The organism is Aeromonas sp. sif0611 (genome assembly GCF_019218845.1).
Taxonomy (GTDB): domain Bacteria; phylum Pseudomonadota; class Gammaproteobacteria; order Enterobacterales; family Aeromonadaceae; genus Aeromonas; species Aeromonas media.
Genome location: NZ_JAHUWU010000009.1, coordinates 83191 through 104735, shown reverse-complemented (window position 1 = coordinate 104735; position 21545 = coordinate 83191). Strand labels below are relative to the sequence as shown.

The following is a 21545-nucleotide window of genomic DNA, read 5'->3' as shown; positions in this document are numbered from 1 at the left end:
TTGTTTTCAAAGCCCACCTATTGGTGGGCTTTTTTGTGCTTAAACTCTAATGAAACCGCTGTTATCAAGATGTGAACTTGATCCTTTCTTTCTCATCAGAGATCGGCTATAAATTATTGTATATACATTTAGAGGTCGGTATGAACAAGGAACTGTTGAACTGCGAGCGGGTCTGGCTCAACGTGACACCCGCCACCCTGCGCCCCGATCTGGCGGACTACGGTCTGCTGGAACCCCATGCTCTCGGCGTGCATGAGGGCAGGATCCACGCCCTGGTCCCCATGCAGGATCTCAAGGGGCCCCATCCCGCCCACTGGCGCGACATGAAGGGCAGGCTGGTGACCCCTGGCCTCATCGATTGCCACACCCACCTCATCTTTGCCGGCAGCCGGGCTGAAGAGTTCGAGCTGCGCCAGAAGGGGGTCCCCTATGCGGAGATCGCCCGCAAGGGGGGTGGCATCCTCTCCACTGTGCGGGCCACCCGCGCGGCCAGCGAGGATCAGCTCTATGAGCTGGCGGTGCCGAGGATCAAGTCCCTGATCCGGGAAGGGGTCACTACCGTGGAGATCAAGTCCGGCTATGGCCTCACCCTGGCGGACGAGCTCAAGATGCTGCGGGTCGCCCGCCGACTGGGGGAGGCACTGCCCATCCGGGTCAAGACCACCCTGCTGGCCGCCCATGCGGTGCCGCCGGAGTACCGCGACGATCCCGACTCCTGGGTCGAGACCATCTGCCAGGAGATCATCCCGGCAGCGGCCGAGGCGGGTCTGGCGGATGCGGTGGATGTCTTCTGCGAGCACATCGGCTTCTCTCTGGCCCAGACCGAGCAGGTCTATCTGGCGGCGGATCAATACAATCTCGCGGTGAAGGGGCACATGGAGCAGCTCTCCAACCTGGGGGGCAGCACGCTCGCCGCCAACTTCGGCGCCCTCTCGGTGGATCACCTGGAGTATCTGGATCAGGACGGGATCCAGGCGCTGGCCCACCGTGGCGTGGTCGCCACTCTGCTGCCTACCGCCTTCTATTTTCTGAAGGAGACCAAGCTGCCGCCGGTCACCGCCCTGCGCAAGGCGGGCGTGCCCATGGCTGTCTCCTCCGACATCAATCCGGGCACGGCCCCCATCGTCTCCCTGCGCATGGCCATGAACATGGCCTGCACCCTGTTCGGCCTGACCCCGGTGGAGGCCATGGCCGGGGTGACCCGCCACGCCGCCCGGGCGCTCGGCGAGCAGGAGCGTCTGGGGCAGTTGAGGGTGGGTATGCAGGCCGATTTTCTGATCTGGAATTGCGCCCACCCCTCCGAGATCAGCTACCTGATCGGGGTCGATCAACTGGTCAGCCGGGTCCTCAACGGGGAGGAGACGCTCCATGGATAAGTTCAACATGGCCGATATGTCGGTCTGGCAGGGGCGCCAGGATCCGGAAGATGGTGAACTGGCCCTGCGCTGGCACAACAAGGTGCAACCCTGGCAAGCCGACAGCGAGCCCGGCGTGGTGCTGCTCGGTTTTGCCTGTGACGAAGGGGTGCGCCGCAACAAGGGGCGGGTCGGTGCCGCCGCCGCGCCGCTGGCGATACGCAAGCTGCTGGCCAACACCGCCTGGCACCTGGGCCGACCCGTCCATGACGGCGGCGACGTGCGCTGCGAGGACGGCGATCTCGATGCCGCCCACGACCGGCTGGCGGAACGGGTTGCGAGCGCGCTGGATCTGGGTCACTTCCCGCTGGTGCTGGGGGGCGGTCACGAGGTGGCGTTTGGCAGCTGGAGCGGCCTCAATCGCCATCTGGCTGGCCGTGGCCGGGTCGGCATCATCAACTTCGATGCCCACTTTGACCTGCGCATGAAGCAGGAGCTGGCAAGCTCAGGCACCCCCTTCTTCCAGATTGCCGAGCAGTGCGCCGCTCAGGGGACAACGTTTCATTACGCCTGCCTCGGGGTGGCTGAGACCGCCAATACCCAAGCGCTGTTTGCCCGCGCCAATGAACTGGGGGTCTGGCACGTGCTGGACGAGGAGATGACTCCGGCTGACCTGCCCGAGCTTCTGAACGGGCTGGATGCCTTTGTCGCCCGCTGCGACCACCTCTACCTCACCCTGGATCTCGACGTGCTGCCTGCCGCCGTGATGCCGGGGGTGAGCGCACCCGCCGCCCGCGGCGTCGAGCTGGCCGTCATCGAACCCCTGATCGCCCATATCCGGGCCAGCGGCAAGCTCAGGCTCGCCGATCTGGCCGAGTACAACCCGAGTCTGGATCTGGACAACCGCAGCGCCCGCGTGGCCGCCCGGCTGGTCCATCAACTAACCAAGTAGTCGGCCGACTCGCCAGGGGGCACTGTGCCCCCGCATGGCGGCTGCATTGATAAACAAGGAGTGTCTATGTCTGTGCAACACCAGGATCCCCGTCACGACCCGAGCCGGGTCATTCGCGCCCCCCGTGGCACCGAGTTGACCGCCAAGAGCTGGTTGACCGAAGCGCCCCTGCGGATGCTGATGAACAACCTGGATCCGGAAGTGGCCGAGCATCCCCAGTCCCTGGTGGTCTATGGCGGCATCGGCCGTGCCGCCCGCAACTGGGCCTGCTACGACAAGATCGTCGAGGTGCTGACCCGTCTCGAGGACGACCAGACCCTGCTGGTGCAATCCGGCAAGCCGGTCGGGGTGTTCCAGACCCACAAGGACGCGCCCCGGGTGCTGATCGCCAACTCCAACCTGGTACCCCACTGGGCCAACTGGGAGCACTTCAACGAGCTCGATAAGAAGGGTTTGATGATGTACGGCCAGATGACCGCCGGCTCCTGGATCTACATAGGCACCCAGGGGATAGTGCAGGGCACCTACGAGACCTTCTTCGCGGTGGCGAACCAGCACTTCAACGGCTCGCCTGCGGGGCGCTGGATCCTGACCGGCGGCCTGGGTGGCATGGGCGGCGCCCAGCCCCTGGCGGCCACCATGGCCGGCTTCTCCATGATCGCCGTGGAGTGCGACGAGACCCGCATCGATTTTCGCTTGAAGACCCGCTACGTCGACAAGAAGGCTCATAGCCTGGATGAGGCGCTGGCCATGGTCGAGGAAGCCAAACAGAGCGGCACCGCCGTCTCCGTCGGCCTGCTCGGCAACGCCGCCGACGTCTTCGCCGAGCTGGTGGCCCGTGGCATCACCCCGGACGTGGTGACCGACCAGACCTCGGCCCACGACCCGATCCACGGCTACCTGCCGCAAGGGTGGAGCGTCGCCCAGTGGCGCGAGCTGCAAAAATCTGCGCCCCAGGAGGTGAACCAGGCGGCTCGTCACTCCATGGCGCGCCAGGTGGAAGCCATGCTGACCCTGCAAGCCCGCGGCGCGGCCACCCTGGATTACGGCAACAACATCCGCCAGATGGCTCTGGAAGAGGGGGTGAAAAATGCCTTCGACTTCCCCGGCTTCGTACCGGCCTATATCCGCCCGCTGTTCTGCGAGGGTATTGGCCCCTTCCGCTGGGTGGCCCTGTCAGGGGATCCGGAAGACATCTACAAGACCGACCAGAAGGTGAAGGAGCTGATACCGGACGATCCTCACCTGCACAACTGGCTCGATATGGCCCGCGAGCGCATTGCCTTCCAGGGCCTGCCGGCACGGATCTGCTGGGTCGGGGTCAAGGATAGAGTGCGCCTCGGCCTCGCCTTCAACGAGATGGTGAAGAACGGCGAGCTGAAAGCCCCCGTGGTCATCGGTCGCGACCACCTGGACTCCGGCTCGGTGGCGAGCCCGAACCGCGAGACCGAATCCATGATGGACGGCTCCGACGCCGTCTCCGACTGGCCGTTGCTCAATGCCCTGCTCAACACCGCGGGCGGCGCGACCTGGGTCTCCCTGCACCACGGTGGTGGGGTCGGCATGGGCTTCTCCCAGCACTCCGGGGTGGTCATTGTCTGTGACGGCACTGATGATGCCGCCAAGCGGGTCGGCCGCGTGCTGCGCAACGATCCGGCCACCGGTGTGATGCGTCACGCCGATGCCGGCTACGAGATTGCCATCAACTGTGCCCATGAGGCGAAACTGGATCTGCCGATGCTGAACACAGCTGGCAAGGGAGCGAAATAAGATGTTCGAACTCAATCTGCAACCGGGCAAGCTCTGCCTCAATACCCTGCGCCGCGTCAGCCGCGAGCCTGTGCATGTCAGCCTGGATCCGGCCGCCCTGGCGGGGATCCACGCCTCCGCAGCCGTGGTCACCAAGGTGATAGAGCAAAACCGCGTGGTCTACGGCATCAACACCGGCTTTGGCCTGCTGGCCAACACCCGCATCCCGGTGGAGCAGCTGGACGAGCTGCAACGCTCCATCGTGCTCTCTCATGCCGCAGGGATTGGCGAGTACATGGATGACGCTACCGTGCGGCTGATGATGGTGCTCAAGGTCAACTCCCTGGCCCGCGGCTTCTCCGGCATCCGCCTGACGGTGCTCGAGGCCCTGATGACCCTCATCAACGCCGAAGTCTATCCCGTGGTGCCGAAGAAGGGCTCCGTCGGCGCCTCCGGTGACCTGGCCCCCCTGGCCCATATGAGCTGTCTGCTGATCGGGGAGGGCAAGGCCCGCCACAAGGGCGAGCTGATCGACGCCGCCACTGCGCTCAAGATTGCGGGGCTCGAGCCCATCGCCCTGGCGCCGAAAGAGGGGCTGGCCCTGCTCAACGGCACCCAGGCGAGCACCGCGTTTGCGCTGGAAGGGTTGTTCCATGCCGAGGATCTGTTCGCCGGTGCCATCACCATAGGCGCCATGAGTGTGGAGGCGGCGCTGGGCAGCCGCCGGCCGTTCGATGCCCGCATCCATGAGGTGCGCGGTCAGCGCGGCCAGATCGACGCCGCCGCCTGCTATCGCCACCTGCTGGTGGATGGCAGCGAGATCGGCATGTCCCACCACAACTGCGAGAAGGTGCAGGATCCCTATTCCCTGCGTTGCCAGCCCCAGGTGATGGGAGCCTGTCTGGCACAAATCCGCCACGCCGCCGAGGTGCTGGTGTGCGAGGCCAATGCGGTCTCCGACAACCCCCTGGTGTTTGCCGAGGACGAGGAGATCCTCTCCGGCGGCAACTTCCACGCAGAGCCGGTGGCCTTCGCCGCCGACAACCTGGCCCTGGCCATCGCCGAGATTGGCTCGCTCTCCGAACGACGCATGGCGCTGCTGATCGATTCGCGTATGTCCGGCCTGCCGGCCTTTCTGGTCAACAATGGTGGGGTGAATTCGGGCTTCATGATTGCCCAGGTCACCTCGGCGGCGCTCGCCTCCGAGAACAAGACGCTGGCCCACCCGGCCTCGGTGGACAGCCTGCCCACCTCCGCGAACCAGGAGGATCACGTCTCCATGGCCACCTTCGCCGGTCGCCGTCTGGCGGACATGGCGGAGAACACCCGCGGCATACTGGCGGTCGAGCTGCTCGCCGCCGCCCAGGGCCTGGACTTCCGCGCCCCCCTGCGCAGCACCGAGCTTATCGAACTGGCCAAGGGGCGACTGCGTGAAGAGGTCAGCTTCTACGACAAGGACAGATACTTCTCGCCGGACATCGAGGCCGCCGCCGCCCTGCTGGGCGCCGCCAGCTACAACGATCTGATCCCGGCCGGGGTGCTGCCCAGCCTCTAAGCGGTCAGCCCGCACATAACAAAAGACCGCCCGATGGGCGGTCTTGTCGTTTCTGGCGCCGGTTATTCGTGTTCGAACATCAGGAACAGGTAGACCACGAACAGCACCCGCTGAGCGCTGGCGCCGGTTATTCGTGTTCGAACATCAGGAACAGATAAACGACAAACAACACCAGATGGGTGGCACCGTGCAGCGCATGGGTGCGGCCGCTGCTGAAGGTCACCTTGCAGACCATCAGGGTGGTGATGAGCAGCACCATGTTGGCAGCGTCGAGACCGAGGCGTACCTCCTGCCCGAGCAGGGCGCCGATGAACAGCACCGAGGGGACCGTCAGGGCGATGGTGGCCAGCACGGACCCGAAGTAGAGGTTCATGGCGCGCTGCAACTGGTTGTTGAAGGCCGCCTTGATGGCGCCGACCGCCTCCGGCGCAAGCACGATACAGGCCACGATGAAACCGCCCAGCGCGGCCGGGGCCTCCATCACATGCACTCCGTAGTTGATGGGGATGGCCAGGGTCTTGGCCAGCAGGATCACCACCACCAGGTAGGCGAGCAGCAGCAGGGTGTGGTAGACGTTGCTGCGCAGTATGCCGTGATGATCCTCGTGATCCTCGTGGTCGCTGTCGACGAAGAAGTGGCTGTGACTGCGGGTCTGGATCAGCAGGAAGACGCCGTAGAGCAGCACCGAGATGATGATCAGCATCCAGGACATGGCGCTGGACATGCTGCCGAGGGTGCCGCCCCGGGTGAAGTTCGGCAGCACCAGGCAGAGCAGGGCCAGGGGAATGATGGCGACCAGGTAGGATTTTACCCCGTCCAGATTGAAGTTCTGGGTGTGATAGCGCCAGCCGCCAAACAGCAGGGTGAAGCCCACCAGGCCGTTGGTCACCAGCATCACCACCGCGAACATGGTGTCGCGGGCCATGGTGGGATTGGGCTCGCCGGTCAGCATCACGGAGGAGATCATGACTACTTCCAGGGAGATGACCGAGAGGGTCAGGATCAGGGTGCCGAAAGGTTCACCCAGCTTGATGGCCAGGGCGTCGGAGTGACGTACGACGGAGAAGATGGCCCAGGTGACGATGGCGAGCAGGGCCAGTGACACCGGCAGGTAGACCGCAAGAGGGGTTGCTTCCGTCAGCAGGTTGCTGCCCAGGGTCTTGAAGAAGAGCAGGGTCAGCAGGCCAACGGGCAGGGCAATCTCTTGCCGGATAAATGACTTCATAGGCAGTGGTTCTCATCTCGGGGCGGCCGTAGCCGACGGGTAGGGAGACAACAGGCCGCGCCACAGGGGCGCGCCAGCCCATGATAAAGGGAGTTGTCCCGTCAGAGGAGAATCATTTTGTTGCAAGGAATGAGGGTCTCCTGGCGGGAACCCTCGTGTTTCGCGCTCATTGCCCGCCGGGCTGGCTCTGCCGCCATGCCAGCAGCCAGATCTTCAGCTTGTGGAGTGCCATGGGTCTGGCATAGACATAGCCCTGGATCAGGTGGACACCACGGCGGTGCAGGTAGTCGACCTGCTCCAGGGTCTCGACCCCTTCGGCGATCATCTCCATATCGGATTCATGGCCGAAGGCGATGATGGCGTCCAGCAGGGTGCGTTTGAGATCGTCGGTGCCTATGGTGTCGACGAACATCTTGTCGATCTTGATCTGGCGGATGCCGAGGCGCTGCAGGTAGGCGAAACCGCCATAACCGGTGCCAAAGTCATCCAGCTTGAAGTGATACCCCTTCTCCTGCAGCAGCGCTATCTCCCCCATGGCCGCCTTGATATCGGTGATCGGCTTGCGCTCGGTCAGCTCGAAGGTGAGTCTGGCCGGGGAGGGCCAGTCGTGGCGTTGCAACAGAGGGCGTAGATGGGGTTGTTCCAGGTGGGCGGCCACTATGTTGACGCTGACCCACTGCGTCGGCTCCAGCCAGGGCAGATCTGCGATGACCCGCTCCAGCAATTGCTCCGTCATGGGCAGGATCAATCCCTGTGTTTCCGCATAGTCGATGAAGGTGCCTGGCGGTACCAGCTCCCGGCCCCGCTGCCAGCGCAGCAACGCCTCGAAACCGACCACCTTTCTGCTGCGACTGTCCACTATGGGTTGATAGAAGGGGATGAACTCTCGCCGGACCAGGCCTGCCTGCAGCAGTCCCTTGAGGGAGCGGCGATAGTTGCGCAGCACCCAATAGGCGGCGACCAGCAGGAGTCCCAGTGCACCGCCATACAAGAGGCCATAGTGGCGGGCCTGTTGCTTCGCATACTCCTCCAGTGCCTTGCCCGCCCACAGGGTCTGCCTGATCTGGGGATCCGCATCGAAGAAGCTCAGGCTCTGGTTGCCGGGCTCCTGCTTGATGGATTTGTCGCCACGGGGGAAGAGAGCGGTGACCTTGCCCGGACTCTGCTGGCCAAACTCGAGATAGAAGCAGCCCGAGCAGGGGGATTGCAGCTGATCGTGGCCCCAGCTGTTGTTCAGCACCCAATAGGCAACGTGATCTCCCTGTCTGAAATAGGCTACCAGCTCCTGCTCGGTGTTGAAGCGGGCCTGGGTGGCCGTGAGGCCAAACTGCTCCTGTTCGGGATAGGGGGGCAGCTCGGCCAAGGTGAAGGGCAGATCCAGCCCCAGGCTGGAACAGCCACGGCCGGAGGCGAGCAGGATCCCCTGCAGCCGGATATGACTGTTGTAGAAGCGGGGATCCCGCAGCAGAGCCATGTCTGCGGGACCGCAATCGAAGGCGAACCTGGACAGCTGGGTGCGGATATTGTCATCCAGCGTCTTGTGGCGTTCCGTCAGCGCGGCCTCTATCTGCGCCTTTTTCTGCTGCAACAGCTGGTGGGACAGGGGATTGCCCAGCAACTGGCTGAGAGGAAGGCTTGCCAGCACGGGCAGGCAGAGCAGCAGCAGACTGATCCAGAAGGGAGACGATCGTCGCAAGGGATACCTGCTCGGTGGGCGCATGGGATGCAAATGGATGGCAACATCATAGCATTAGCTGGTTCGATTTGAGTCACATCGGTCACACTTGGAACAATAATCATAATCCATTGATATACAACAAATATGACAAATTGATTGATGGAGATTCAATCGCTGACCTGTCATAAATGACAATTGTCCAGCTTATCTGAAATCGCTAGAGTAGCAGTGCGGTTTGACTCACCGTGTGTTCAATACTCCTGTATCTATTTTTGTCAGTAGCACAGAGTGTTAGTTTTGATATGAGTGTTTCTTTTGGTCCCCGCAGTGGGACCATTTTTCTGCCCGCCGTTTGGCCGGTTGCCCGATTTTCTCCTCTCCCGAGTCCCCCCGTACGAGTGACCCACACCCGGGCATGAGCGGCCGCCGCGCTTATTTGCAGAAGCGGGATCTTCATCCATAGGCGGGGTTTGGCCAAGGCTGATACCATGAGGCTCTATGGATGCTGTCGGCTACGGAAAGGCACATGAAACTGACCACTCAACTCGTCTCCTTTATTACGCTGTGCGTGATCGCGGCCATGGCCGTGGTGATGCTGGGCGGGGTATTCAGTTTCCGCCAGATGGGGATGGAGCTGCAGCAGAACCGGGTCGACTCCCTGGTGGAGATCATCGACAAGCAACTGGGAGTGACCGACGATCAGCAGGCCTTGGCCCGCTGGCTGCCCTCCCTGCTGCGGGCTTCCCACGTGGTCGAGTTGGAGATCCGCCAGGACAGGCAGCGGGTCTACTGGTTTCGCGACGTACAGCAACAGACCGACGAGAGTCTGCTGATCCCCTACAGCAAACCCATTCCCAATCAGGTCGGCATGCAGGCCGAGTTCAAGCTGGACAGGCCGTTCAAGGAGTTCGAGTACTCCATGCAGGCCATGTTCGGCATCTCCCTCGGGGTCTTCATCGTGGTGTTCGGTCTCTGGTATTCAATTCGCTGGTTGCGACAGCAGCTGCGTGGTGCCGAGCTGCTGGCGGAGCGGGCCCAACTGATCCTGGATGGCAAACTCACCAAGCTGGCCCATGATCCCGCCGACGAATGGCCCCTCCCCGCCAGCCAGGCCCTCACCCATCTGCTGGCCGAGCTGGCCGATGCCCGCAAGGAGCGTAGCCGGTTCGACAACTTCATCCGCAGCAACGCCTTCGTCGACAAGACCACCGGCATTGGCAACCGCCTCTTCTTCGACAACCGGCTGGAAAACGCCATCATGGAGGCGAGCGTGATCAGTGGTGGTGTCCTGCTGATCGAGCTGGCCGGGCTGGAGGAGCTGGATCCCGAACTGAGCGGACGCCCGAGCCAGGATCTGCTGATGGAGGCGAGCGCCTCCATCGGCACCTTCGTGCGCAAGCACAGCGGCGCCCTGCAGGCCCGCTACGCCGGCCAGGTCTTTGCCGTGCTGCTGCCCAACATGTCCGAGAGCGAGATGGTGGACGGCGCCAGTCAGTTGCTCAAGAGCCTGCAACGGCTGCACTGGCCCGAGTCGGTCAATCTGGACACGGCCGTCTATCTCGGTGCCGTCTGTTATCAGGCCGAGGACTCCCTGCTCAAGGTGCAGGAAGAGGCCGAGCTGGCGCTCAAGAGTGCGCGCCTGCAGGGTCACAGCGGCTGGTTCCTCTACGAGAAGTCGCTGGACGAGGAGGCGAGCAACAAGGGGACGGTGCGCTGGCGCACCCTGATCAACCGCCGCATCGAGGAGCGGGGGATCTCCTTCTATCTGCAACCGGTGCAGCAGGAGCGGGACCAGGTGGTGCTGCAACAGGAGCTGCTGATCCGCATTCATGACGAGCAGGGGCGGGAGTTGCAGGCAGGAGTCTTCATGCCCATGGCGGAGAAGGCCGGCCTGCTGCTGCCGTTGGACCGGCTGGTGGTCGCCCAGACCCTTCGCCTGCTGCGCCAGCGGCCGGAGTCGAGCTGCCCCGTCTGCCTGTCGCTCAGTGCCCAGAACCTGCTCAATCGCGAGTTCCAGCGGGATCTTTTCTTCGAGCTGTTCCAACTGCCGCGCAGCCTTAATGAGGGGTTGATCCTGCAGTTGTCGGAGTCTCAGGTGACCCGCCACTACGAGGCGCTCAAGCGGCCACTGCGGGCGCTGCGCATGTTGGGATGCCGGCTGGCCATCGATCACGCGGGCCAGGATGTGGTGAGCACTCAGTACATCAAGGAGTTCGAAATCAACTTCCTCAAGCTGCACCCCAGCCTGGTGCGGGAGATCCACCTGCGACAGGTCAACCAGATGGCGGTGCGCAGCCTGGTGGGTGGTTGCGCCAATACCCAGACCCGGGTGATTGCGGTCGGGGTGGAGAGCGGCGACGAGTGGAAGATGCTGCGTCATCTCGGCGTGCACGCGGGCCAGGGGCCCTGGTTCGCCGAGCCACAGCGGCTGATCATGCCCGCCTGACGGGCCCGCCTGGTTCAGTGGCGGCCCGCCCCCTCTCCGGGCCCCTGAATCGCCCTGGCCTACAGCCTGCCCTGCTCCTTGAGGCCCGCCAGCCCCTGCAGGCCCCCGGTGTGGATGAAGACCACCTCGCTGCCACGGGGGATGCGCCCGGTGGCCAGTTCCCGGAACAGCCCCCACATCGCCTTGCCGCTGTAGATGGGTTCGAGCGGCAGCCCGGTGTGGGCGCTGAAGGCCTGTACCCACTGCCACAGGGCCGGACTGAACCTGGCATAGCCGCTGTCGTGATGATCCAGCGCAATGCGCCAGCCATCGGTGATGGCCGCCGCAGGATAGAGCCGGCACACCTCGTCGGTGATGAAGCTACCCCCCTTGAGCACGGCGATGGCGAGGATCTGCTCCCGTGCCCGCTTGCCCGCGATGAGCCCCGCCAGGGTGCCACCGCTGGCGCAGGGCAGCACCCAGAGATCCGGCGAGAAGGGCACCTCGGCCACCAGCTCGGCGACTCCGGGGATGGCGAGCGGGCTGCTCCCCCCCTCCGGCACTATCAGGGTGTCAGGTGCCGCGAACTGGGCCAGCCAGTCGGGATCCTGGCGGCGCCGGTAGCTCTGGCGGTCCACAAAAACGAGATCCATGCCCCAGCCTTTGGCCGCGCTCAGGGTTGCGTTGCTGACGCTGTCAGCCTCACCGCGTATGATGCCGGTGGTGCGCAGCCCGGACCTGAGGCCGGCCGCCGCCAGGGCGTGAATGTGATTGGAGTAGGCGCCCCCAAACGACAGCAGGTGGGTCTTGCCCTGCGCCCGAGCCTGTTGCAGGTGGTACTTGAGCTTGCGCCACTTGTTGCCGGAGAGGGTCGGGTGGATCAGATCATCCCGCTTGCACCAGAGCCGCACGCCGTGGGCATCCAGCAGAGGGTGGTGGACAGGGTGCAGGGGGGAGGGGATCTGAGCGGGTTCCAGTGGCGCATCCCAGGGGGAGGTCATCTTGGCCGTCAATGCATCGTTTGTCATAAAGTTGGAGGCTAATGGCCTGTTTATGTTAAGGTTTAGTCCGTTTCATGCAGCCAGGTCCAGGTCTCGATGAAGTCACTTTTCCGACGTTCGCACCCCAGCCCTCAGGTGGGACTCCTGCTGGCCAGCGATCGCATCCTGCTGGCTTGTGTGGAACCCGTCCCGATCTTTACCAGTCGCGCCATCCATGGTCCTCACGACTGGCCCAGGGCCATGGGGGAGCTGTTTGCCCAGCATGGCCTGGCCAAGTCTAAGGTGCGGGTGGCCCTGGCCGCCAGCCTTTATCAGCAGATCCAGATCGACAAGCCCGCCGTGCCCGATGCCGAAATGGCGGGGGCCCTGCCCTGGGCCATCAAGGATTTCGTCAACGAACCCGTGTTGCAGCTCGCCATGGACTATGTGGACCTGCCGACGCCCCCTGCGGGTCGGCCGCGCATCAACGTGATCTGCGTGCCCAAAGCGCGGGTGCAGCAACTGGCGGACGCGGTCAACGGCGTGGCGACCCTGGAAGCCATCGTCAGCGATGAGTTGGCCATGACGGCCCTCTACGAGGCGGATCAGACGGTGCGCATGCTGCTCTGGCAGCCGAGGGGACAGGAGTTGCAACTGCTGGTCTTTCATCGGGGAGGGCTCTGCTTCTCCCGTCAGTTCCGCGGGTTCGCCAGCCTCACCGGTACCCATGAGCCCGATCAGGAGATGCTCGACGGGCTGGCGCTGGAGATCCAGCGCTCCCTCGACTACCTGGCGGGTCATCTCAAGCTGCCGGAGCCGGGCCAGTTGCAACTCGCCATCGCCTCCTCCGCCATCGGGTTGCTGGTCCGCCACCTGGAACAGGTCTTCGGTTTCCCGGTCTCCGCCATGGCCAACAAGGCGGTGCTGGCCGGTGTCGAATACCTCTGTGCCTATGGTGCGGCCCTGGGAGGCGAACGATGAACCGGGTTGCTGACGTCATCCTTCACTCCTCCATGGCCAACAAGACCCAGTGGCAGGCCGGTGTCGAATATCTCTCCGCTTACGGCGCCGCCCTGGGCAGGAGCGAAGGATGAAACACCATATCAATCTCTATGGCGCTGAATTCAGGCCAAGGCGCCTGTGGGCCAGCCTCAATCAGATGGCCCTGGTCTGGGGCGGCTGCCTGCTGCTGCTGGTCGCGGCCACCTTTTTCTATGGCTGGCAACAGCGGGGTGTCGACCGCGAGCTGGCCCAGGTGCGTGCGCTGCTCGATGTGCAGCGCGGCGAGGCCACACGGCTCGATGCCGCGCTGGCGCGCCATCAGGCAGACGGTCAGCTGCAACAGCAGCTGGTCGACAAGCGCGAGGAGCTGGCTGCCAAGCAGGCGCTGATACGCCAGCTCGGCAGCCTCTCCCTGCAAAAATCCCAGGGCTACGCCGGCGTGATGGCGGATCTGGCCCGTCTGCGGGATGCCCGCCTCTCCCTGCAACGGATTGAGATAAGTGACGGGCGCATCAACCTCTCCGGGGTGGCCGAACGCAGTCAGGATGTCCCCGCCTGGGTGAACCGCTTCAAGCAGACCCCGTCCCTGGCGGGCAAGCAGTTTGGCGAGCTGACCCTGAGCCGGGACAAGGCTGGCCAGCTGGCCTTCCAGCTTAGCGGCATAGCACGGGAGACCCCATGATGGAGATGAAAGCACAGTGGCTGGCCTGGGCACAGCGCGTGGCCGCCCTCAGCCTGCGAGAGCGGGTGTTGATCCTGCTGACGGGCATCATCCTGCTGGGGGCGGCCGGGATCTACGGCTGGCTGGATGCCGCCGACACCCGCCTGAGCCAGGAGCGGCAGGCGCTGACGGCGGCGCAGCGGGATCTGGAGATCCTGACCCTGGAGAATCAGGGCAAGCAGGCCCGGCTGGGGCGGGATCCCAACGCCCAGGTGCGCCAGCAGCTGGCTGGCGTTGAGGCATCCCTCGGCCGGCTGGACGCAGAGCTCAAGGCCCAGACGGTGGATCTGATCCCGGCCCACGAGATGCCGGCCGTGCTGGAGGCCCTGTTGTCTCGCTCCGCCAACCTGCATATGCTGGCGCTCACCTCCCTCAAGCCCGAGCCGCTGATGGCTGGCGAGCAGAAGGCCAACCTGTTCAAGCACGGGATCCGGCTCCAGCTGGAGGGGGGCTATTTCGATGTCTACCAGTACCTGAAGGCGCTGGAGGCCCTGCCTCGCCACTTCTACTGGAAAGGGTTCGACTACAGGGTGGTTGAGCACCCCAAGGCGGCGGTGGAGATGGAGATCTACACCCTGAGCACCAGCAAGGAGTTCATTCGTGGCTAAGTGGCTGACATTGTTGTGCTGCCTGCTGGGCCCGCTGGCCCAGGCAGAGGTGTTGCAGGACCCGACCGCCCCCCTGGCCGGCAGCGGCGCGGCGGCGAGCCCGAGCAAGGGCGCCGGTCTGCCCAGGTTGCAGAGCGTCATCCTGGGCAACGGACCGGCGCTGGCGGTGCTCAACGGTCAGAGCTATCGGGTGGGCCAGCGGATCGACGGTTTTCTGCTGGTGGGCATCAGCGCCGATGCCGTGGTACTGGAGAAAGCGGGCAAGCGTCAGACATTGACCCTGTTTGGCAGCAAGATCCGGATGTGAAGTCGGTTCCGCGCGGGATGCTGCGGGCCAGGTTTGTCGAGTTTCATTGCGAGTCAGGTGCACCAATAACATGAAAAAACACCATTTCTGTCTGCTTCCCCTCGCATTGGCGGTGGCGGCTTGTACCAGCTACCAGCACCCCGAACCGGTGCAGGCCAAAGACGCGCTCAAGCAGGCCATGAACGAGCAGACCCCGACCGCGCCGCTGACCACTTTGCCTCCCTCGGTGCAGAGCGAACTGCTGCAGCTCAATCGTCCCCAGCAGCCCCTGGTGGTTCCGGAGAAACGGCTGCGCATCGCGGCCCATGACGTCGATGCGGTGGAGTTCTTCGGCTCCCTGTTCAAGGGATCCCGCTACAGCGTGGCCGTCCACCCCGGGGTGGCCGGTGCCATCTCGGTAGAATTGAAAGACGTGACCCTGCAGGAGGCGCTGGCCACGGTCGGCGACATGTACGGCTTCGACGTGCAGCGCAAGGGCAACGTGTTTCATGTCTATCCGGCGGGTTTGCGCACCGAGACCATCCCGGTCAACTATCTGATGATGGCCCGTCGCGGCCTCTCCCGGACTTCGGTCAGTACCGGCGGGGTGACCGCCAACGACAACAACAATAACGGCAACAACAACGTCGACAGCAGCGGCAACAATAACGGCGGCAACAACAACCTCGGCTCTTCCAACGGGGACAACGGCAACAGCAACAACAGCAACGGCACCCGGATCGAGACGGACAGCAACAACGACTACTGGACCGATCTGCGGGATGCCCTGCAGACCCTGATCGGTACCGGCGAGGGGCGGGCCGTCATCACCAGTCCCCAGGCGGGCCTGGTCACCGTGCGTGCCTATCCGAAAGAGCTGAAAGCGGTGCGCGAGTTTCTGGATCAGTCCGGCGAACACCTCAAGCGCCAGGTGGTGCTGGAGGCGCGGATCCTGGAGGTCTCCCTCAACGAGGGTTACGAGCAGGGGGTGGACTGGAGCGGCCTCTCCGCCAGCTGGGACGGCAACAAGGGCATCACGGGGGGCGGTTCCCTGCTCGACAGCCCCATCGCCTCGACCCCCAACCAGATCTTCAGGGCCCTGGGGGGCGGCGCCGGTTTCACCATCTCCGATGGCAACTTCAACGTGGCGGTCAGCCTGCTCAAGACCCAGGGGGACGTGAACACCCTCTCGAGCCCGCGTGTCACCGCCACCAACAACCAGAAGGCGGTGATCAAGGTGGGGACGGACGAATACTTCGTCACCAACGCCTCGACCACCACCACCACCTCGGGCAACTCGGCGCCCATCGTCACGCCGAACGTGGAGCTGACCCCCTTCTTCTCCGGCATCGCCCTGGACGTGACCCCGCAGATCGACGAGGCAGGCCGGGTGCTGCTGCACATCCATCCCTCCGTCATCGACACCGAGGAGCAGAACAAGACCATCAACGTCGGCACGGCGGATCCCCTGGTGCTGCCGCTCGCCAAGAGCGCCATTCGTGAATCGGATACCGTGGTGCAGGCCAACAACGGCGACATCATCGTCATCGGCGGTCTGATGAAGACCGACAAGCAGGAGATCGTCAGCAAGGTGCCGCTGCTGGGGGACATCCCCTGGGTCGGTGAGGCCTTCACCAACCGCCGGGAGAGCACCAAGAAGGTCGAGCTGGTGATCCTGCTCAAGCCGACCGTGGTGGAGAAGGATACCTGGCAGCAGGAGCTGCAACGCTCCTCCGAGCTGCTCGACAAATGGTATCCGCCCAAGGGTTAAGCCATGAACCAGCATGCGATTGGCCTTGCCCCCTACGGCCCGTGGCTCGATGCCACGACAGGCCCCCAGGCCGGTGACGACTCATGTACCTGAACCATGCCGGTTTGCAGGTGTTCTCCTTCGGCCTGGTCGGCACTGGCCGTGATGGGCACAGGAAGGGCGCATGTACCTGAGTCACTTCGGCTTGCAGGAGGCGCCCTTCGGCCTGACCCCGAACACCGGCTTCTACTACGGTCTGCCTCCCCACGAGGAGGCCATGCAGGTGCTGAACTGGGCGCTGGCGCAGGGGGAGGGCTTCATCAAGGTGACCGGCGAGGTGGGCACCGGCAAGACACTGCTCTGCCGCAAGCTGCTGAGCGAGCTCGGCTCCGAGGCGTGCCCGGTGCGGCTGGCCTGGTTGCCCAATCCCCACCTCACCCCGGGGGAGCTGCGTACCGCCCTGGCCCTGGAGCTGGGGTTGGCGGTGCAGGGAGAGAGCGAGCTGGATCTCACGGATCGCATCCATCGTCACCTCATCACCCTGCACCAGCAGGGGAGCCGGGTGGTGGTGCTGATCGACGAGGCGCAGGCCCTGCCGGACGAGACCCTGGAGGCCATCCGGCTGTTCGGCAACCTGGAGACGGAGTCCAGCAAGCTGTTGCAAATCGTGCTGTTCGGCCAGCCCGAGCTGGATGTCCGGCTGGCCAAGCCCCACCTGCGCCAGTTGCGCCAGCGCATCGGCTTCTCCTACTGCCTGCGGCCGCTGCGGTGCGACGAGACCCGGGCTTATCTGGAGCACAGGCTGCACGTCTCGGGTTATCGCGGGGCGGCGCTGTTTGGCGGCCCGGCCCTGCGCCTGTTGTGGCGGGCGTCCCGCGGCATTCCCCGGCTCATCAACGTGCTGGCCCAGAAGTGCCTGATGCTGGCCTATGGTCGCGGGGTGCGCCGGATCGACAGCACCCTGGTGCGACTCGCCGTTCGCGATACCGACGACGCCCGCCGTGGCGCCTTGGTACGCTGGTGGCCCCTGTTGCTGCTGCTGGGTGCTGCCCTGACCTATGGAGTCTGGTCATGAGCGTGATCAATCAGATGCTCAAAGATCTGGAGCAGCGTCAGCCAGGATCCGAGGGCGCCGCCGTCTATGTGGCGCCGGTGCGTCAGCAGGGGTGGTGGATGCTGGTGCTGACCCTGTTGTGCACCCTGGCGCTGGCCATCCTCGGCTGGCGTACCTGGATCTACTGGCAGCAGAGCCAGCGGACGGCGCAGCCGACCGTTCAGTTGACTACCCGGCTCGTCCCGGCGAGCGGTGAGCAGACGCTGCCTGCCTCCTCTGCCGCCGAGGTGGTTGCCGTTGCCCCCGCGCCCCAGGTGGCTGCCGCCTCCGGGGCGGTTGGGGTGGGTGGCTCCATTGCGGCGAGGGCAAGCGATACCGCCGACCTGGCGCCGCAGACTCTGGCCGAGACGCCGCCAGAGGATGACGTCATCCCGAGCGACGAAGAGTTGCAGCCGGATCTCTATGCCGAGCTGGCGGCCGAGCAGGATGCCGAAGAGGCGCCAGTGTCGACAGCCCCGCGCAAGCCCGGAATCTTGAAGATAGAGACGGTGGAGCTCTCCGAGCCTGAGCTGGCGGCCCTGGCCGAGCGCAAGGCGACCACCGCCATGGCCAAAGGTCAGATGCAGGAAGCGCAGGACAACTACTACGAGGTGCTGGTCCATGACCCGCACAATCAGGGGGCACGGGAACAGCTGGCTGGCCTGCTCTATGGGGCGGGACGGCTGGCGGAGGCCGGCCAGGTGCTGGAAGAGGGGTTGAGACTGGATCCCGAGCAGGCCGACCTGCGTCTGCTGTTGGCCCGGGTGGCCATCGGTGGCGGTGATCGCCAGAAGGCGCTGGACTGGCTGACCGGCTATCAACCGGATCTGGCCGCCAATCTGGATTACTACGCCACCTGGGCCGGGCTTGCCCAGGAGCTGGGTCAGCCTGCCCGGGCGTCGGAGCTCTACGTCAAGCTGCTGCGCCAGCAGCCGGATCAGGGGCGCTGGTGGCTGGGGCTCGGCGTGGCCGAGGATGGCCAGGGCCATCGCCAGCGTGCGCTGGATGCTTATCGCAACGCCCAGTTGCACGGGAACCTGGGCGAGGCCTCGACCCGCTGGCTGGAACAGCGAATTGCACAGCTTGCCCCCTGACGGGCAGCCGGGATCACTTTTTTGGAGTTTGCATGGCACAACCCAGACTGAAAATGCGCCTCGGCGACCTGCTGGTACAGGAGCGGATCATCTCGGATGATCAGTTGCAGCTCGCCCTGCAGCAGCAGCGCCACACCGGCCGCAAGCTGGGCACCACCCTCATCGATCTCGGCTTCATCAGCGAGGTGCAACTGCTGACCTTCCTCGCCCGTCAGCTGGATGTGCCCTTCTTCGATCTCAACAACCTCACCATAGACGCCTCGGCCGTGATGCTGCTACCCGAGGTGCAGGCGCGCCGCTACCGGGCGCTGGCGGTCAACCTCAGCGACGACAAGGTCACCGTGGTGATGTCGGATCCCGCCGACTTGAGCGCCCTCGATGCCATCGCCGCCCTGCTGAGTCCGCGGGAGCTGGTGCTGGCGGTGGCCCGGGAAGGCCAGTTGCTGGAGTATTTCGACCGCCTCTATCGCCGCACCCGGGAGATAGAGAACTTCGCGGTGCAGCTGCACGAGGAGCATCAGGAAACCGGCTTCGAGCTGGGTGCCAGCAGCCTCAACGCCGGGGCAGACGAGGGGGAGGCGACGGTGGCCAAGCTGCTGCGCTCCCTGTTCGAAGACGCGGTGCAGGTGGGAGCCTCGGACATTCATATCGAGCCGGACGAGAAGGTGCTGCGCATCCGCCAGCGCATCGACGGCGTGCTGCACGAGAACATCCTGAGCGAGGTGCGCATCGCCCAGGCGCTGGTGCTGCGTCTGAAGCTGGTGGCCGGGCTCGACATCTCGGAGAAGCGGCTGCCCCAGGATGGCCGCTTCGCCATGAAGGTACGCGGTCGTGACGTGGATGTGCGGATGTCCACCATGCCGGTGCAGTACGGGGAATCCGTGGTGATGCGGCTGCTGGATCAATCCACCGGCATACTGTCGCTGGCCGAGACCGGCATGCCACCCGCCATCCTGACCCGCTTCCGCCGCCAGCTCAAGCGCCCGCACGGCATGATACTGGTGACGGGGCCCACCGGCAGCGGCAAGACCACCACGCTCTATGGCGCCCTCTCCGAACTCAACCAGGCCAGCCACAAGATCATCACGGTGGAAGATCCGGTGGAGTACCGGCTGCCTCGCGTCAACCAGGTGCAGGTCAATCACAAGATCGGCCTCACCTTCTCCCAGGTGCTGCGTTCCACCCTGCGGCAGGATCCTGACATCCTGCTGGTGGGGGAGATGCGAGACAACGAGACGGTGGAGATTGGCCTGCGCGGCGCCATCACCGGCCATCTGGTGCTGACCACCTTGCACACCAACGACGCCGTCACCAGTGCCCTGCGCCTCATCGACATGGGGGCTCCCGGCTATCTGGTGGCGAGCGCCCTGCGGGCCGTGGTGGCTCAGCGGCTGGTGCGGCGAGTGTGCGAACACTGCGCCTGTGAGACGGCGCCGGATGAGGGGCAGGCCACCTGGCTTGGCGCGCTCTCCGGCGAGATGCCGGGTCAGCACGTCTATCGCAAGGGGCGCGGCTGCCAGAGCTGCAACTTCACCGGCTATGCGGGCCGGATCGGGGTCTACGAGTTGCTGGAGCTGGATCAATTCATGATGGATGCCCTGCGTCGCAATGACGCCGAGGGCTTTGCCCGGGCTGCGCGCGAGCACGAGCACTACCGACCGCTGGCCCTGACCGCCCTCGACTATGCCCGGGAGGGGATCACCTCGGTGGACGAGGTGCTGCGGCTGGCCGAGGATCTGGGTTAAGTCATGGGATCATTTGCGTACAAGGGCCGCGACAGCCAAGGCAATGCCGTCAACGGCGTGGTGGAGGCCGCCAGCGAGCTGGCCGCCGCCGAGCAACTGATGCGCCGTGGCGTGATGCCCACCGAGCTGAAGGCGGGCAAGGCCAGATCCGCCGCCATCGACTGGTCGCTGCTGCTGGAGGGGGGCGTCAAGCTGGAGGAGCTGGTGGTGTTCAGCCGCCAGATGTATGCCCTGACCCGGGCGGGCATCCCCATACTGCGTGCCATCGCCGGGCTGGAGGAGAGCGCCCACAGCAAGCCCCTCAAGCGGGCACTCCACGCCCTGGGGGAGGATCTTGGCAACGGGCGGCCGCTGTCGAGCTCGATGCAGGCTCACCCCAAGGTGTTCAGCAGCCTGTTCGTGGCCATCATCCACGTCGGCGAGAACACCGGCCAGCTGGAGGAGGCCTTCCTGCAGCTCGCCAACTATTTCGATCTGGAGCTGGAGACCCGCAAGCGGATCAAGACTGCCATGCGCTACCCCAGCTTCGTGATGATAGCCATCGGCATCGCCATGGTGATCCTCAACATCATGGTGATCCCGGTGTTTGCCGGCATGTTCGCCAAGTTCGGGGTGGAGCTGCCGCTCGCGACCCGGATCCTGCTCGCCACCTCCCACTTCTTCGTCCACTACTGGTGGCTGCTGCTCGCCATCTTGCTGGGAACGATCGTCGGCTGGCGGCGCTGGGTCGCCACGGCCCGGGGCAAGCTGACCTGGCACCGATGGCAGCTCAGGCTGCCCATCGTCGGCTCCATCATAGAGCGCTCCCTGCTGGCCCGCTTCGCCCGCAGCTTCTCCATGATGCTCAAGGCCGGGGTGCCGCTGAACACGGCGCTGACCCTGGTGGCCGATGCGGTGGACAACGCCTGGATGGCGGGGCAGATCCGCGACATGCGGGCGGGCATAGAGCGGGGCGAGAGCCTGCTGCGCACCGCAGGGGCTAGTGGCCTGTTCACCCCTCTGGTGATGCAGATGATCGCGGTGGGGGAAGAGACGGGCCAGGTGGACGAGCTGCTGCACGAGGCGGCCGAATACTACGAGCGGGAGGTGGATTACGACCTCAAGAGCCTCACCGCCCGCATCGAGCCCATCCTGATCGGCATAGTGGCCGTCATGGTGCTGGTGCTGGCGCTCGGTATCTTCACGCCCATGTGGGACATGATGCGAGCGGTGCGCGGTCAGTAGGCGGTATCTTCACTCCTCCTGGTGGGGGGCGTGATGCGAGCGGTGCGCGGTCAGTAAACTGCCGGTATGGCAGGGGGTATCTTCACTCTTCCTAATGGAGCCA

17 protein-coding genes are annotated in these 21545 nt (G+C 64.6%); 14 read left to right on the top strand and 3 right to left on the bottom strand.

The window, feature by feature from the left end; translation table 11 throughout:
• Positions 1–140: 140 nt before the first annotated feature.
• From hutI to hutH, 4 genes are all read left to right on the top strand, one after another.
• The gene (gene hutI, locus KW824_RS17985; protein ID WP_218410606.1) at positions 141–1376 is read left to right on the top strand and encodes an imidazolonepropionase; all 1236 of its coding nucleotides are present in this window, start codon (positions 141–143) and stop codon (positions 1374–1376) included.
• Complete coding sequence (gene hutG, locus KW824_RS17980; protein WP_218410604.1) at positions 1369–2307, top strand: formimidoylglutamase; 939 nt, start codon at positions 1369–1371, stop codon at positions 2305–2307. The genes hutI and hutG overlap by 8 nt, the downstream gene beginning before the upstream one ends.
• A gap of 66 nt (positions 2308–2373) precedes the next feature.
• Positions 2374–4077 (top strand): urocanate hydratase, encoded by a 1704-nt coding sequence (hutU, locus tag KW824_RS17975; RefSeq protein WP_042650568.1) that lies wholly within the window; start codon positions 2374–2376, stop codon positions 4075–4077.
• A gap of 1 nt (position 4078) precedes the next feature.
• A complete protein-coding gene (gene hutH / locus KW824_RS17970) occupies positions 4079–5611 on the top strand; it encodes a histidine ammonia-lyase (RefSeq protein WP_218410602.1) in 1533 nt (510 codons plus the stop codon).
• Positions 5612–5738: 127 nt separating this feature from the next.
• On the opposite strand, the gene KW824_RS17965 is transcribed toward hutH, so the two are convergent.
• Positions 5739–6836, bottom strand: coding sequence for a calcium:proton antiporter (locus KW824_RS17965; protein ID WP_043129491.1), 1098 nt, complete (start codon positions 6834–6836; stop codon positions 5739–5741).
• Between the two features lie 166 nt (positions 6837–7002).
• Positions 7003–8532 carry an EAL domain-containing protein gene (locus tag KW824_RS17960; RefSeq protein ID WP_218410600.1) on the bottom strand — a complete coding sequence of 510 codons (1530 nt, stop codon included), beginning with the start codon at positions 8530–8532 and terminating at the stop codon, positions 7003–7005.
• A gap of 508 nt (positions 8533–9040) precedes the next feature.
• Between KW824_RS17960 and KW824_RS17955 the strand changes: the two genes are divergently transcribed.
• Positions 9041–10960 carry an EAL domain-containing protein gene (locus KW824_RS17955; RefSeq protein ID WP_218410598.1) on the top strand — a complete coding sequence of 640 codons (1920 nt, stop codon included), beginning with the start codon at positions 9041–9043 and terminating at the stop codon, positions 10958–10960.
• 59 nt (positions 10961–11019) lie between these two features.
• Here KW824_RS17955 and KW824_RS17950 read toward each other — a convergent pair whose 3' ends face one another.
• Positions 11020–11940 (bottom strand): 1-aminocyclopropane-1-carboxylate deaminase/D-cysteine desulfhydrase, encoded by a 921-nt coding sequence (locus KW824_RS17950; protein WP_218410596.1) that lies wholly within the window; start codon positions 11938–11940, stop codon positions 11020–11022.
• A 96-nt stretch (positions 11941–12036) separates the two neighbouring features.
• Between KW824_RS17950 and KW824_RS17945 the strand changes: the two genes are divergently transcribed.
• The 9 genes from KW824_RS17945 (at position 12037) to KW824_RS17905 (ending at position 21442) form a co-directional block, all read left to right on the top strand.
• The gene (locus KW824_RS17945; RefSeq protein ID WP_218410595.1) at positions 12037–12900 is read left to right on the top strand and encodes an MSHA biogenesis protein MshI; all 864 of its coding nucleotides are present in this window, start codon (positions 12037–12039) and stop codon (positions 12898–12900) included.
• 109 nt (positions 12901–13009) lie between these two features.
• Positions 13010–13603 (top strand): PilN domain-containing protein, encoded by a 594-nt coding sequence (locus KW824_RS17940; protein ID WP_139439242.1) that lies wholly within the window; start codon positions 13010–13012, stop codon positions 13601–13603.
• Positions 13603–14250, top strand: a complete 648-nt coding sequence (locus KW824_RS17935; RefSeq protein WP_161507878.1) for an MSHA biogenesis protein MshJ — start codon at positions 13603–13605, stop codon at positions 14248–14250. The genes KW824_RS17940 and KW824_RS17935 overlap by 1 nt, the downstream gene beginning before the upstream one ends.
• On the top strand, positions 14243–14557 hold the full coding sequence (locus KW824_RS17930; RefSeq protein ID WP_043129479.1) for an MSHA biogenesis protein MshK: 315 nt from the start codon (positions 14243–14245) through the stop codon (positions 14555–14557). Before KW824_RS17935 ends, KW824_RS17930 begins: the two co-directional genes overlap by 8 nt.
• Positions 14558–14627: 70 nt before the next feature.
• Positions 14628–16307, top strand: coding sequence for a pilus (MSHA type) biogenesis protein MshL (gene mshL / locus KW824_RS17925; protein WP_218410594.1), 1680 nt, complete (start codon positions 14628–14630; stop codon positions 16305–16307).
• Positions 16308–16470: 163 nt separating this feature from the next.
• On the top strand, positions 16471–17361 hold the full coding sequence (locus KW824_RS17920; RefSeq protein ID WP_171273068.1) for an ExeA family protein: 891 nt from the start codon (positions 16471–16473) through the stop codon (positions 17359–17361).
• Entirely contained in the window at positions 17358–18473 is a 1116-nt protein-coding gene (locus tag KW824_RS17915) for a lipopolysaccharide assembly protein LapB (protein ID WP_218410593.1), read from the top strand. Before KW824_RS17920 ends, KW824_RS17915 begins: the two co-directional genes overlap by 4 nt.
• A gap of 32 nt (positions 18474–18505) precedes the next feature.
• The gene (mshE, locus tag KW824_RS17910) at positions 18506–20218 is read left to right on the top strand and encodes an MSHA fimbrial ATPase MshE (protein ID WP_218410592.1); all 1713 of its coding nucleotides are present in this window, start codon (positions 18506–18508) and stop codon (positions 20216–20218) included.
• 3 nt (positions 20219–20221) lie between these two features.
• Positions 20222–21442, top strand: coding sequence for a type II secretion system F family protein (locus KW824_RS17905; RefSeq protein WP_218410591.1), 1221 nt, complete (start codon positions 20222–20224; stop codon positions 21440–21442).
• Positions 21443–21545 lie beyond the last annotated feature (103 nt).

Bases quoted from the DNA above. Each gene is read 5' to 3' on its own strand.
- hutI (WP_218410606.1), top strand. From the start codon at position 141: ATGAACAAGGAACTGTTGAACTGCGAGCGGGTCTGGCTCAACGTGACA.
- hutG (WP_218410604.1), top strand. From the start codon at position 1,369: ATGGATAAGTTCAACATGGCCGATATGTCGGTCTGGCAGGGGCGCCAG.
- hutU (WP_042650568.1), top strand. From the start codon at position 2,374: ATGTCTGTGCAACACCAGGATCCCCGTCACGACCCGAGCCGGGTCATT.
- hutH (WP_218410602.1), top strand. From the start codon at position 4,079: ATGTTCGAACTCAATCTGCAACCGGGCAAGCTCTGCCTCAATACCCTG.
- KW824_RS17965 (WP_043129491.1), bottom strand. From the start codon at position 6,836: ATGAAGTCATTTATCCGGCAAGAGATTGCCCTGCCCGTTGGCCTGCTG.
- KW824_RS17955 (WP_218410598.1), top strand. From the start codon at position 9,041: ATGAAACTGACCACTCAACTCGTCTCCTTTATTACGCTGTGCGTGATC.
- KW824_RS17950 (WP_218410596.1), bottom strand. From the start codon at position 11,940: ATGACCTCCCCCTGGGATGCGCCACTGGAACCCGCTCAGATCCCCTCC.
- KW824_RS17945 (WP_218410595.1), top strand. From the start codon at position 12,037: ATGAAGTCACTTTTCCGACGTTCGCACCCCAGCCCTCAGGTGGGACTC.
- KW824_RS17940 (WP_139439242.1), top strand. From the start codon at position 13,010: ATGAAACACCATATCAATCTCTATGGCGCTGAATTCAGGCCAAGGCGC.
- KW824_RS17935 (WP_161507878.1), top strand. From the start codon at position 13,603: ATGGAGATGAAAGCACAGTGGCTGGCCTGGGCACAGCGCGTGGCCGCC.
- mshL (WP_218410594.1), top strand. From the start codon at position 14,628: ATGAAAAAACACCATTTCTGTCTGCTTCCCCTCGCATTGGCGGTGGCG.
- KW824_RS17920 (WP_171273068.1), top strand. From the start codon at position 16,471: ATGTACCTGAGTCACTTCGGCTTGCAGGAGGCGCCCTTCGGCCTGACC.
- KW824_RS17915 (WP_218410593.1), top strand. From the start codon at position 17,358: ATGAGCGTGATCAATCAGATGCTCAAAGATCTGGAGCAGCGTCAGCCA.
- mshE (WP_218410592.1), top strand. From the start codon at position 18,506: ATGGCACAACCCAGACTGAAAATGCGCCTCGGCGACCTGCTGGTACAG.
- KW824_RS17905 (WP_218410591.1), top strand. From the start codon at position 20,222: ATGGGATCATTTGCGTACAAGGGCCGCGACAGCCAAGGCAATGCCGTC.